Raw genomic sequence first — 12,066 nt, 5'->3', positions numbered from 1 at the left:
CCCGCGCCCTTCTCGCCGCCCAGCCGCACGAGGCGGATCGAGGCAGACCGCTGGCCGTGCTGGACCGAACGACCGGAGACCTGCACCGGCCCACCCTGCCCCCCGCGCCGCCCCTGCGGNAGGATGTCCCCGTCCTCATGGCCGAGGCGGCATCGATCGTCTACCCCGGCGCCTCGGCGCCGGCGCTGCAGCCGGTCGATCTTGCGATCTCGCGTGGCTCCTCCCTCGGAATCGTGGGCGAAAGCGGGAGCGGCAAGTCGACCCTCGGCAAGCTGCTGGTGGGAGCAACGCTGCCCACGTCCGGTCGGGTGTCGGTCCTCGGCGCGGAATGGTCCGCGATCGGACGGCGGGACCCGCGCCGCCGGAAGGTGCAGATGATCTTCCAGGATCCCTACGGATCGCTCACGCCGTGGCGCACGCCGCGCAAGATCGTCGCCGAGGTCCTGCGCTGCTGGACGCCGATGCGCTGGTCCGACGCGCTGGATCAGGCAGGTCAGCTGCTGACAGAGGTGGGCCTGCCGGACGCCTGCAAGGATCAGATGCCCGCGACTCTCAGCGGCGGGCAGTGCCAGCGCGTCGGCATCGCCCGCGCGCTCGCAGCCGATCCCGAGATCCTCGTCGCCGACGAGCCGACCTCATCGCTCGACATCTCCACTCAGGCGCAGATCCTCAACCTCATGCTGCGACTGAGGCAGGAGCGCGGCCTGGCCCTCGTCCTGATCTCGCACGATCTGCAGATCGTGCGCCACATGACGGATACGGCGCTCGTGATCCAGAACGGCATCGTCGTCGAGCGCGGGGCGTGCGCCGACATCCTCACGTCGCCGCAACACCGCTACACGCGAGAGCTGATCGCCTCGACCCCCCGGATGCCCACGGTGGCGGCATGACCGTGCGGTTTGCCCTATTGGGAACATGGCACGTCCATGCTCTCGATCACCTGAACTGGGCCCTGCGACACGAGCAGGCCGAAGTCGCGGTGGTCTGGGATGGAGACGAGACCCGAGGCCGCGCCTTCGCCGCGGCGCACGGCCTGCCCTTCGAAGAGAGCCTTGCCGCCGCTCTGGCCTCCGACGCGATCGACGCCGTGATCGTCGATTGCGAGACCACCGACCATCCGCAGGTGATCAGCGCCGCGCTTGCCGCCGGCAAGCACGTGTTCACCGAAAAGGTGCTGGCCGTGGACCCGGGCGATGCCGCAACGCTGGCACGGCAGGCGCGGGACGCCGGTCTGGTCCTCTGGGTGTCGCTTCAGCGGCTGGGCGAGGCGCCGCATCGCACCATCCGCCAGATCGTCGCCGAAGGGTCGATCGGGCGGGTCGTGTCGTCGCGGATCCGCTATGCCCATGGGGGCGCCTTCGGGACGCCGCCGATCCCGAAGGAATTCTTCGAGGCAAGTGCAGCGGGCGGCGGCGTGATGATCGATCTCGGCGCCCACCCGGCCTATCTCGCCATGATGATCCATGGCGAATCGCCGGTGTCCGTGTCGGCGGAAACGAGTTCGATCGCGGGCCTCGGGATAGAGGACAACGCAGCCTACATCATGCGCTTCCCGTCGGGAGCGATCTCGGTCGCCGAAGTCAGCTTCGTCAACGACCGCTTCTCGTTCTCAACCGAAGTCACCGGGACGTCGGGAATGCTGGCCTGCGGACCGGTCGACACCATCGTCCGCCTGCGACGTGCGGGCGAGGACGCCTGGATCGCCCAACCGCCGGTGCCGGCATCCGACGACATGCTGAGCCAGTTCATCGATGAACTCCGCTCACCTGGGCGAGGAGATGCGCTCCTGACGCTTGCCACCGAGGTGTCGAGCGTCATCGGCTCCGCCTATCGGTCGGCGAAGGATGTTCGAGGCTGACCGCCGCCGCTCCACCGACCCCGCCGGCGCGGACGAGATCGAGAGAAGTTCCTCGCAGGGGGCCGCGCCGCCGGCGTTTCAGCCCATCGTCGGCATGACGAATTCGGGATCGCTGCGCACGCCGGAGGGCCAGCGCGTGGTGATGGTCTTGAGCCGGGTGTAGAACCGCACCCCTTCCATTCCGTGCATGTGGTGGTCGCCGAACAGCGACTGCTTCCAGCCGCCGAAGGAATGGAACGCCATCGGCACCGGGATCGGCACGTTGACGCCGACCATCCCGACCTCGATGTCCTGCGCGAAGGCGCGGGCGGCATCGCCGTCGCGGGTGAACATCGCGACCCCGTTGGCATAGGCATGCCGGTCGATCAGCGCGACGGCCTCGTCGTAGCCCCCGCTCCGCACCACTGACAGCACGGGGCCGAAGATCTCGTCCTGCCAGACCGACATCTCGGGCGTCACCCCGTCCAGCAGTGTCGGCCCGACGTAATAGCCGCCCTCGTAGCCCTGCGGCGCGCGAAACGTCCGACCGTCGACGACGACCCTGGCGCCCTCGGCTTCGCCCTTGTCGATGTAGCCGACGATGCGGTCCTTGGCCGCCTGCGTCACCACCGGCCCCATTTCCGACGACGGGTCCGAGGCCGGCCCGACCTTCAGCGCCTCGATCTTCGGCACCAGCTTCTCGATAAGCGCGTCAGCAACTTTGTCCGTCACCGGCACCGCAACGGAAATCGCCATGCAGCGTTCCCCGGCGGATCCATAGGCCGCGCCCATCAGCGCGTTGACGGCCATGTCAAGATCGGCGTCGGGCAGGATCACCATGTGATTCTTGGCCCCGCCGAGCGCCTGCACCCGCTTGCCGTTCCTCGTTCCGATCTCGTGGATGTAGCGCGCGATGGGGGTGGAACCGACAAAGCTGACCGCCTTGACGTCGGCATGCTCGAGCAGCGCGTCGACCGCTTCCTTGTCGCCCTGCACAACGTTGAACACGCCCCTGGGTAGCCCCGCCTCGAAAAGCCAGTCCGCGATCAGCAGAGAAGCGGAGGGGTCGCGCTCCGACGGCTTCAGCACGAAGCAGTTTCCGCAGGCCAGCGCGACCGGAAACATCCACATCGGTACCATCGCCGGAAAGTTGAACGGAGTAATGCCGGCCACCACGCCCAGCGGCTGGCGCAGCGAATGGCTGTCGACGCCGGTGCCGACGTTCTCGGTGATCTCGCCCTTCAGCAGGTGCGGCGCGCCCGTGGCGAACTCCACCACCTCCAGCCCGCGCATCACCTCGCCCCTGGCATCGTCGACGGTCTTGCCATGCTCGGCGGAGATCGCCTCGGCCAGCTGGTCCGCACGGTCCCACAGGATCGTCTTAAAGCGGTCGAGGATCCGGGCCCGGCGCAGGGCGGGCATGGTGGACCAGGCGGGCCAGGCCGCCTTGGCCGAGGCGACGGCGCGGTCGACCTCGTCGCGGGTGGCGAGCGCGACGGTGCTATCGCTCTGGCCGGTGGCCGGGTTCCAGACGGGCTGCATGCGGCCCGACGTGCCGGCGACGCGCGCATTGTCGATGAAATGGCCGATCTCGGTCATGGCTGTTCTCCTGTGCTCGTCCCCTGTATCTTTCAAACGAAACCGCATAAAAACGTCCCTTATCGGCAACCCGTTATGCAGGAACGGCGTAGTGGACTGGGACGACCTGCGGTATTTCCTCGCCGTCGCGCGCGAAGGGCAGATGCTCGGTGCGGCGCAGCGACTGGGTGTCAGCCAGGCGCGCCTCAGCCGCCATGTTGCCGCGCTGGAAGAGGTGATCGGCGCCCGCCTGTTCGACCGCACGACGCGCGGCTCGACGCTGACGCATGACGGCGCGGCGCTGTTCGCCACGGCAGAGCGGATGGAGACCGAGCTTATGGCCGGGGTCGCCAGTCTCGACAGCTCTTCGTCGGTGGCGGGGACGGTTCGCATCGGCGCGCCCGATGGCTTCGGCAGCGCGTTCCTGGCGCCGCGGCTCGGCCGTTTCCGCGCGGTTTACCCGGACCTACGTATCCAGCTGGTGCCGGTTCCGCGCAGCTTTTCCCTGTCCGAGCGCGAGGCGGACATCGCGATCATGATCGGCCGGCCGAAGAGGGGCCGGCTCAGACTGCGCAAGCTGGTCGACTATACGCTCGGCATCTTCGCATCGAGGCAGTATCTGGATCGGGTCGGCCGGCCGCAGGATCCGGCCGAGCTCCGCGCGCACGCCCTGATCGGCTATGTCGAGGATCTGGTCTACACGCCCGAGCTGAACTACGCCCGCGAGGTCCTTGGCGACTGGCGCTCGGACATCGAGGTCTCCACCGCGATCGGCCAGTTCGAGGCGGTGCGCGCGGGCGCCGGGATCGGGATCTGCCACGACTTCATGGCCGCGACGGCGCCCGATCTGGTGCGCCTCTTCCCCGGTCTGTCTCTGACGAGAAGTTACTGGATGGTCTGGCACGAGAACCTTCGCGCCACGCCGCGCGTCAAAGCCGTGGTCGATCTGCTCGACACCATCGTGCGGGAGGAACGGGATCACTTTACCCGGAACGGGGCTGACGCCGGATGACGGTCACGCGTCGCGCTGCATGATCCACTCGACCTCCGGCGCCGGCACGAAGCGCCACTTGCGCAGCGGTCCGGCCATGACGTTGAGGTAGTACATCTCGAACCCGTAGGGCGCGCCGCAGGGGTGGTGCCCGCGCGGCACGCAGACCACGTCGCCGTCCTGCACCGCCATGGTCTCGTCCAGGGTCCGGTCGTCGGTATAGACCCGCTGCACGCCGAAGCCAGTGGCAGGGTTCAGGCGGTGATAGTAGGTCTCCTCGAGATAGGTGATGCGGGGATAGTCGTCCTCGTCATGCCGGTGGGACGGGTAGGAGGACCAGTGCCCGGCCGGGGTGAAGACCTCGGTCACCAGCAGGGAGTCGCAATAGTCCTCGGCCTCCATCGCGATGTTGTTGATGTGTCGCGTGTTGGTGCCCTTGCCCCGCTCGGTCAGCGCGATGCCGTCGGGTCCGATCCGCCGGGCCGGATGGCCGCCGGTGCCCGGCGCAGTGCAGACGGCCAGCGTACAGTCGGTCTCGGCCACGGCCTCCCAGGTGCTGCCCGGCGGCAGGTACAGGCAATGCGGCGGGGTCTTCTCGAACACGTCCATCCGCTCGCCCAGCACGCCCCAGTCCTGCCCATCGCCGGTCATCGCGGCCTTGCCCTCGACCATGACCAGGATCGCCTCCCGGTCGCCGAGACTCTCGGCCACCCGGCCCCCGGCACGCAGCCGGTGCAGCGCGAAGCCCACGTAGCGCCATCCGGCCGAGGCGGGGGTGATGTCGTGGACCTTGCCATGACGGCCGAAGGGACGATTCAGAAGGTCGGGCATGGCAGGGCCTTTCAGGCGTCGATGGCGAGGCCGGAGCGGGCGCAGAGGGCCGCGATCTCCTCGTAGCCCTTGCGGGAGTATTCCTCGGGCGGGGCCTTGGCGGGGTCCTGTTCGGCCTCGAGCACGATCCAGCCCTCGTAGCCCATCGCGGCGAGCCTGTCCGTGACGGCGGCGAAGTCGATGGCCCCGTCGCCCGGCACGGTGAAGGCGCCCGCGATCACCGCATCGAGGAAGCTCGCGTCCCGGGCGCGGATGTCGGTGATGACGTCGGGCCGCACGTCCTTGAAGTGGACGTGGGAGATCCGGTCGCCCCAGCGGTCAAGCGTCACTAGGGGCTCGCCGCCGCCGAACACAAGATGGCCGGTGTCGTAGAGCAGCGTCACCTCGGGCGGCGCGGCCTCCATCATCCGGTCGATGTCCCCGGGCGCCTCGATCATCGAGCCCATGTGGTGGTGATAGGCCAGCGTCATCCCCTCCCCCGCCATCCACTTGGCAAGCTCGCCGAGCTTGCGCCCATAGGCTCCGATCTCGTCGGCCGACAGCTTCGGCCGCTGCGACAGCGGTGTGCCGATCTGCCCCTGCACGGTGTTGGCGCATTCGGCATAGACGATGCAGGGCGCACCCAGCGCCACGAACTGCTCGACCTGCCCGCGCACGGCCTCGATCTCCTCCTCCACCGAATTCACGGTGAGGTTGCCCGAGCACCAGCCGCCGCAGAGCGCCATGTCTTGGGCGGAGAGGAACGCCCGCAGCCCCTCGGTATCGGCCGGCATCCGGCGGCCGCGCTCGACGCCGGTATAGCCGATGGCCCGCGCCTCGCGGAGCGCCTGCTCCATCGTGTAGGCCGCCGTCAGGTCCGGCAGGTCGTCGTTCTGCCAGGCAATGGGAGAGATCCCGATCTTCACGCTCATGGATGGCGTCCTTCAGTCCGCGCGCTGGCGGGTTGCGTTCTTCTCGTACTCCGCTCGGGCGGCCCGGACCTCGGCCCGCTCCGACACCTCGGGCACCGCCACGTCCCACCAGTGGCCGCCGACGCCGGTGCCGGGATCCGGATCGGTGTCGATCACGATGACCGTGGGGATGTCGCGGGTGCGGGCCGCCCGGATCTCGGCCTCGAGCGCGGCGATGGTCTCGGCCTTCACCGCATGGGCGCCCATGGAGCCCGCATGGGCCACGAAGTCGATCTCGGGTTGCGCCTCCACGTCGGCGTTGACGTAGAGGTTGTTGAACGCGGCCCCTCCGGTCGCGGCCTGGAGCCGGTTGATGCAGCCGTATCCCCGGTTGTCGGTGAGGATCACCGTGAAGGAGACGCGGCGCATGACCGCCGTGGCGAGCTCCGAATTCGCCATCATGTAGCTGCCGTCGCCGACGAAGCAGATCACCTCGCGCTCGGGCGCGGCCATCCTGATGCCGATGGCGCCCGCGATCTCGTAGCCCATGGTCGAGTAGCCGTATTCCATGTGGTAGCCCGCATGGCTGGACCGCCAGAGCGTGTGCAGAGCACCGGGCATGGAGCCCGCGGCGCACATCACCAGCGTCTCGTCGGTCGCCTGGCGCTGGACGGCGCCCACGACTTGGGCGTCCGACGGCAGGCCCGGCCCGTTCGGCGCCGCCATGACCGCATCAGTGGCCGACAGCCACGCCTCCCGGCCGTGGTCCCGGGCGGTAAAGACCCTGTCGTCCAGCCCCTCCTCCAGCTTCGCGATGGCTGCCCGCGCATCGGCGAGGAGCGGCAGTGCGCCGTGCTTGGCCGCGTCCTGCCCCGAAAGGTTAACCGAGATCAGCCGCCGGTCGGGGTTGGCGAAGACCGTCCAGCTTCCGGTGGTGAAGTCGGCGAAGCGGGTGCCGATGCCGAGGACCACGTCGGCCTCGGCCAGCGCCCGGTTCGCCGGATCGCTCCCCGTCACGCCGGGGGCGCCGAGGTTGGTCTCCTCGCGCCAATCGACGCCACCCTTGCCGGCTTGGGTTTCGGCGAAGGGGATGTTGCGGCGTTTCGCGAAGTCGAGGAGCGCGGCCTCGGCGCCGGAATAGAGCACCCCGCCGCCCGCGACGATCACCGGACGCTCGGCGGCCTTCAGGATCTCCAGCGCCTGGGCGAGTTCCACCGGATCGGGCTCCGGCCGGCGGATGCGCCAGACCTTCGGGGTGAAGAAGCTCTCCGGCCAGTCGTAGGCCTCGGCCTGCACGTCCTGGCAGAAGGCCAGCGTCACCGGCCCGCATTCCGCCGGGTCCGTCATCACCCGCAGCGCGCGGGGCAGCGCGAGGAGGAGCTGCTCGGGCCGCATGATCCGGTCGAAATAGGCCGAGACGGGGCGGAGGCAGTCGTTGATCGTCGCCGTCGCGTCCGAGGCATCTTCGAGCTGCTGCAGCACCGGGTCGGGCCGGCGGCTCGCGAAGACGTCGCCGGGGATGAGGAGGAGCGGAATGCGGTTCACATGGGCGAGCGCGGCGGCGGTGACCATGTTGGTCGCCCCCGGCCCGATGGACGAGGTGACGGCCATCGCCCGCCGCCGCCGCATCTGCTTGGCATAGGCGATGGCGGTATGCGCCATGGTCTGTTCGTTCTGCCCGCGCCATGTCGGCAGCGCGTTGCGATGAGCGTGCAGCGCCTCGCCGATCCCCGCCACGTTCCCATGGCCGAAGATCGCCCACACGCCCGCCAGAAAGGTCTCGCCTTCCTCGGTCATCTGCACCGAGAGCCAGCGCACCATGGCCTGTGCGGCGGTCAGCCGGATCGTCGTCATGCCGCGTCCTCCTTCGCGTCCGCCCGCGCCGCGTCCCAGAGGGCGCAGAGCCGGGCGTATGTCTCGGCCATCCGCTCCACCGCGGCGGCGTCGTCGATCCGCCCGGCGAACCAGTCCCGCGCCGGCTGGCCGAAGATCGTCCGGCCCACGGCGAAACCCTTCACCAGCGGCTGCCGCGCGGCGAGCGCGAAGCTGGCCGCCAGCCGCTCTTCGGGCGCGTCGAGACCGAGGACAACGATGCCGCGGGTATGGCGGTCGTTCGCCTCGATGGCGGCGACCGCCTCGGCCCAGGCCCCCTCGGTCTCGAAGGGCTCGAGCTTCCACCAGTCGGGATAGATGCCGAGCCCGTAGATCCGACGGATGATCCGAGCGGCGGTGTCGTCGGCGATTGGCCCGACCTTAGAGGGGATCACCTCCAGCAGGAACTCCAGCCGGTTGCGCCGGGCGGCTTGGAACAGCCGCGTGAGGGTCGCTTCCTGATCGGCCCACATCGCGTCATCATCGTCCGGATGGCAGAAGCACAGGCACTTCACGACCTGATCCTTCGGCCATTCCGCGAGCCAGCCGAAATCCGCGCCGATCTGCGGCTCGGTCCGCAGGGGCCGCGAGCCCGGCAACTCCACCGGCCGCCCGATCCAGAGCCCCTGCCCCTCGGCCCGGTACAGCGCCTCGCGCCCCAGCCGTCCGTCGCAGAGCAGACCGTGGCCCGGCCGCCCGTTCGCCACCTTCAGCGCGGCGTCGAGGCAGAGCTGCTTGAACGCGCCAATCCTCTCGGGGCTTGCACCCTGCATCTCCTCGAGCTGGACGCGGTGGTCGAAGGCGAAGACCCGCATCTCGGACCAGTCGCCGGGGCGGTTGGTGGACCAGTGAATCTGCTCGAGCTCCGCGTCGTTGCGGAGATCGGGGCGGATCACCCCGCGGTCGAGGAAGAAGCGCAGCTCCTCGAGGCTCGGATAGGCCGGGGTGCAGCCGTGCCGGCTCACCGCGAAGGCGCCGCAGGCGTTGGCGTAGGTCAGCGCTGTGGGCCAGTCCGCATCGTCGAGCCAGCCGCGCAGCAGCCCGGCCATGAAGCCGTCGCCCGCGCCGAGGACATTGAAGACCTCGATCGGGAAGCCCGGGCCCGCCTCGCCGGCGTCGAGGCTGTCCGGGATGGCGCCGGTGAAGGCCACCGCGCCCATCGGCCCGCGCTTGCAAACCAGCGTGGCCGGAGTCACTGCGCGCACGGCACGGAGCGCCGCGAGCGTGTCGGTGGAGCCGCCGGCGATGTGGAACTCCTCCTCCGTCCCGACGATCAGGTCGAAGAGATGCAGCGTCGACTGCAGCTTCTCCGTGACCTTCGCGCTCTCCACGAACCGGCTCTCGCCCGCGCCGTGGCCCGCGAGGCCCCAGAGGTTCGGCCGGTAGTCGATGTCGAGCGCGGTGCGGGCGCCGTTCTCGCGCGCGAGGCGGAGCGCCTTCAGCACCGCGGCCTCGGTCCGCGGATGGCTCAGGTGGGTGCCGGTGGCGACGACGGCGCGGGCCTCGCCGAGGAAGCCCTCGTCGATGTCGGCCTCGGACAGCGCCATGTCGGCGCAGTTCTCACGATAGAAGATGAGCGGAAACTGTTGGCTGTCGCGGATGCCGAGGATGACCAGCGCGGTCAGCCGCTCCGGATCAGTCGCGACGCCGCGCACGTCCACCCCCTCGCGCGCGAGCTGTTCGCGGATGAACCGGCCCATGTGCTCGTCGCCGACGCGGGTGATTACTGCCGACTTCAGCCCCAGCCTGGCGGCGCCGGCGGCGATGTTGGTCGGGCTGCCCCCGATGTATTTCTCGAAGCTCCCCATGTCCTCGAGCCGGCCGCCGACCTGGCTGCCGTAGAGGTCGACCGAGGAGCGGCCGATGGTGATGACGTCGAGCGTCACAGCCGGACAGTCCCGCCCGAGCGCACCGACTCCGCCGCCGCCTCGGCCAGTTCCAGTGCGCGCAGCCCGTCGAGCCCGGTGGTGGGCGTCAGCGCGCCCTCCGCGACGGCCGCGACGAAGGCCGCGATCTCGGCGGCATAGGCAGCGGTGTAGCGGGTCATGAAGAAGTTAAGGAGCGGCGGGCGGGTGAAGCCCTCGCCGCTCGCCAGCTCGATGTTCGCCTCGCGCCGGTTCTCGGCCGAGACGAGGCCCTTGGAGCCCAGCACCTCGATCCTCTGGTCGTATCCATAGGTGGCGCGGCGCGAGTTGGTGATGGTGCAGAGCTTGCCGGAAGCGGTCCGCAGCAGCACGTTCGCGCTGTCCCAGTCGCCTGCCGCCCCGATCTCCGGGTCCACGAGGTTGGAGGCCTGCGCGGTGACCTCCGTCACCTCCTCGCCCAGGAGCCAGCGGGCCATGTCGAAGTCGTGGATCGTCATGTCGCGGAAGATCCCGCCCGAGACCTTGATATAGCTCACCGGCGGCGGCCCGGGGTCGCGGGAGGTGAGGGTCACCATCTCGACCTCGCCGATGCGGCCGCCGTCGATGGCGGCCTTGAGCGCCGCGAAGTCGGGGTCGAAGCGGCGGTTGAAGCCGACCATGAGGGTCGCGCCCTCGGCCTCGACAGTGGCGAGCGCCTCTTTCACCCGGGCGACGCTCAGGTCCACCGGCTTCTCGCAGAACACCGCCTTGTCGGCCTTCGCGAAGCGCTCGATCAGGTCGGCATGGGTGTCGGTGGGGGTGCAGATCACCACGGCGTCGATGTCGGAGGCGGCCTCGATGGCGTCGATGGTGCGAAGCTCGCAGCCGAACTCGGCCTGGGCGGCGTTCGCCGCGGCCTCCATCGGCTCGGCGATCGCCACCAGCGTGGCGCCGGGGACGCTGGCGATGGCCCCGGCATGGACGCGGCCGATACGGCCGGCGCCCAGAACTGCGAAACGGACGGTCATGTCTTCCTCCTCGAGCGCCGTGCTTCGCGGCAGACGGCGCAGTCGCGCCTGAGTAGCCGGGCGGATACGACGGCGTCCATTGGAGCGGCTTCGTTTGCATCAGGGATGATGGACTCTCCAGCTCCTGCGTGATGCTTTTTCATCATTGCTCACACCGACTCCGGGACGTGGAGCTGCGGCTCCACAAAGTGCTGGCCCATGGTCGGCTCCGGCCCCTCCAGCACCGCCCGGACCATCACCTCCAGCGTCGCGCGGCAGAGCTCGGCCAGCGGCGTGGCGATGGCGAGGGTGACGTAGCCGTCGGTCAGCGCCGCGCGGCTGACCGCCGTCGCTTCGTTCACCACCAGCGCGATGCGTCCCGGCGGCCGAGCCTCGCGCAGGGCCTGGATCGCCCCTTCCATCCCGCCGCCCGCGACGTAGATGCCGCGGAGGTCGGCGTGGCGGTCGATCAGGTCGAGCGTCGCCTCGTAGGTGAGCTTGCGGGTCTCGAGATTCACCAGCGTGTCGAGCACGGTGAACTGTGGCCCACGCTCGCGCAGATAGCTGCGAAAGCCGGTCTCGCGCAGGACATGCCCGTGCCAGCGGCTGCTGCCGACGAACAGCGCGAGCCGCCCGGGGTCGCGGACAGCGGTGGCCATCATCCAACCAGCGATCCGACCGACCTTGAGATTGTTCACGCCGAGGTAATTCTGCCGCACCCCCTGCGCGAAGTCATTCAGCAGCGCGAAGACCGGCAGGCCGCGTTCCTTCAGCGCCTGCACCTGCCCGGTCAGGGCGGGATGGCTGACGGCGGTGGCGGCGACGGCCTGGGCATGTTCGGCGGCGGCGGCGATCTCGCGCGCCAGATCGTCGGGCGCCTGGGAGGGACAGAAGCGGACATGAACCCGCACCCGGACATCGGCGCGGGCGGCGGCAGCCGCCTCGATCTCGCGGCGGAAGTTCTGGTAGAACTCCTGCTGCTCCTTGAGAAGGACGAAGCCGAGCCGCACCTCGGGCACCGTCGGCGGCGCGGCGGAGAGCGGGCCCAGCCGGGGGTAGCCGACCTGCCGCGCGGCCTCTGCCACCTTGCGCGCGGTCTCCTCCCGCACCGCGCCGCGTCCGTTCAGGACCCGGTCCACCGTCGCGGTGCCGAGGCACGCGGCGCGGGCCACGTCGCGGATGGTGGGGCGTCCGGGCATGGCATATCCTGATGCGA

At 69.7% G+C, this 12,066-nt stretch carries 10 protein-coding genes; 3 read left to right on the top strand and 7 right to left on the bottom strand.

Features of this window, described 5'->3' with window-relative positions:
- Positions 1-137 precede the first annotated feature (137 nt).
- Both A37W_RS21525 and A37W_RS21520 read left to right on the top strand, forming a co-directional pair.
- Entirely contained in the window at positions 138-890 is a 753-nt protein-coding gene (locus tag A37W_RS21525) for an ABC transporter ATP-binding protein (RefSeq protein WP_018303013.1), read from the top strand.
- Positions 887-1,858: a Gfo/Idh/MocA family protein gene (locus A37W_RS21520; RefSeq protein WP_081617084.1), complete on the top strand. Its 972-nt coding sequence runs from the start codon at positions 887-889 to the stop codon at positions 1,856-1,858. The genes A37W_RS21525 and A37W_RS21520 overlap by 4 nt, the downstream gene beginning before the upstream one ends.
- Before the next feature lie 78 nt (positions 1,859-1,936).
- Here the strand turns inward: A37W_RS21520 and A37W_RS0110580 are convergent, their stop codons facing one another.
- Positions 1,937-3,436 carry a CoA-acylating methylmalonate-semialdehyde dehydrogenase gene (locus A37W_RS0110580; protein ID WP_018303011.1) on the bottom strand — a complete coding sequence of 500 codons (1,500 nt, stop codon included), beginning with the start codon at positions 3,434-3,436 and terminating at the stop codon, positions 1,937-1,939.
- On the opposite strand from A37W_RS0110580, the gene A37W_RS0110575 reads away from it, so the two are divergent.
- Entirely contained in the window at positions 3,414-4,427 is a 1,014-nt protein-coding gene (locus A37W_RS0110575) for a LysR family transcriptional regulator (RefSeq protein ID WP_229665969.1), read from the top strand. The genes A37W_RS0110580 and A37W_RS0110575 overlap by 23 nt on opposite strands.
- 3 nt (positions 4,428-4,430) lie before the next feature.
- On the opposite strand, the gene iolB is transcribed toward A37W_RS0110575, so the two are convergent.
- From iolB to A37W_RS0110545, 6 genes are all read right to left on the bottom strand, one after another.
- Positions 4,431-5,237: a 5-deoxy-glucuronate isomerase gene (gene iolB, locus A37W_RS0110570; RefSeq protein WP_018303009.1), complete on the bottom strand. Its 807-nt coding sequence runs from the start codon at positions 5,235-5,237 to the stop codon at positions 4,431-4,433.
- An 11-nt stretch (positions 5,238-5,248) separates the two neighbouring features.
- Positions 5,249-6,148, bottom strand: coding sequence for a myo-inosose-2 dehydratase (gene iolE, locus A37W_RS0110565; protein ID WP_018303008.1), 900 nt, complete (start codon positions 6,146-6,148; stop codon positions 5,249-5,251).
- A 12-nt stretch (positions 6,149-6,160) separates the two neighbouring features.
- Entirely contained in the window at positions 6,161-7,981 is a 1,821-nt protein-coding gene (iolD, locus tag A37W_RS0110560) for a 3D-(3,5/4)-trihydroxycyclohexane-1,2-dione acylhydrolase (decyclizing) (RefSeq protein ID WP_018303007.1), read from the bottom strand.
- On the bottom strand, positions 7,978-9,885 hold the full coding sequence (locus A37W_RS0110555) for a bifunctional 5-dehydro-2-deoxygluconokinase/5-dehydro-2-deoxyphosphogluconate aldolase (protein WP_018303006.1): 1,908 nt from the start codon (positions 9,883-9,885) through the stop codon (positions 7,978-7,980). The genes iolD and A37W_RS0110555 overlap by 4 nt, the downstream gene beginning before the upstream one ends.
- Positions 9,882-10,871: an inositol 2-dehydrogenase gene (gene iolG, locus A37W_RS0110550; protein ID WP_018303005.1), complete on the bottom strand. Its 990-nt coding sequence runs from the start codon at positions 10,869-10,871 to the stop codon at positions 9,882-9,884. The genes A37W_RS0110555 and iolG overlap by 4 nt, the downstream gene beginning before the upstream one ends.
- A gap of 149 nt (positions 10,872-11,020) precedes the next feature.
- A complete protein-coding gene (locus tag A37W_RS0110545; protein ID WP_018303004.1) occupies positions 11,021-12,049 on the bottom strand; it encodes a LacI family DNA-binding transcriptional regulator in 1,029 nt (342 codons plus the stop codon).
- Positions 12,050-12,066: the final 17 nt, after the last annotated feature.

Origin of the sequence: Wenxinia marina DSM 24838, from assembly GCF_000379485.1 — a bacterium.
GTDB classification, from domain to species: domain Bacteria; phylum Pseudomonadota; class Alphaproteobacteria; order Rhodobacterales; family Rhodobacteraceae; genus Wenxinia; species Wenxinia marina.
This window is presented reverse-complemented; position numbering and strand designations above follow the sequence as displayed.

Coding starts and splice junctions, on each gene's coding strand:
- iolD (WP_018303007.1), bottom strand. CDS start 7,981: ATGACGACGATCCGGCTGACCGCCGCACAGGCCATGGTGCGCTGGCTC.
- A37W_RS21520 (WP_081617084.1), top strand. CDS start 887: ATGACCGTGCGGTTTGCCCTATTGGGAACATGGCACGTCCATGCTCTC.
- A37W_RS21525 (WP_018303013.1), top strand. CDS start 138: ATGGCCGAGGCGGCATCGATCGTCTACCCCGGCGCCTCGGCGCCGGCG.
- A37W_RS0110580 (WP_018303011.1), bottom strand. CDS start 3,436: ATGACCGAGATCGGCCATTTCATCGACAATGCGCGCGTCGCCGGCACG.
- A37W_RS0110545 (WP_018303004.1), bottom strand. CDS start 12,049: ATGCCCGGACGCCCCACCATCCGCGACGTGGCCCGCGCCGCGTGCCTC.
- iolE (WP_018303008.1), bottom strand. CDS start 6,148: ATGAGCGTGAAGATCGGGATCTCTCCCATTGCCTGGCAGAACGACGAC.
- iolG (WP_018303005.1), bottom strand. CDS start 10,871: ATGACCGTCCGTTTCGCAGTTCTGGGCGCCGGCCGTATCGGCCGCGTC.
- iolB (WP_018303009.1), bottom strand. CDS start 5,237: ATGCCCGACCTTCTGAATCGTCCCTTCGGCCGTCATGGCAAGGTCCAC.
- A37W_RS0110575 (WP_229665969.1), top strand. CDS start 3,414: ATGAAATGGCCGATCTCGGTCATGGCTGTTCTCCTGTGCTCGTCCCCT.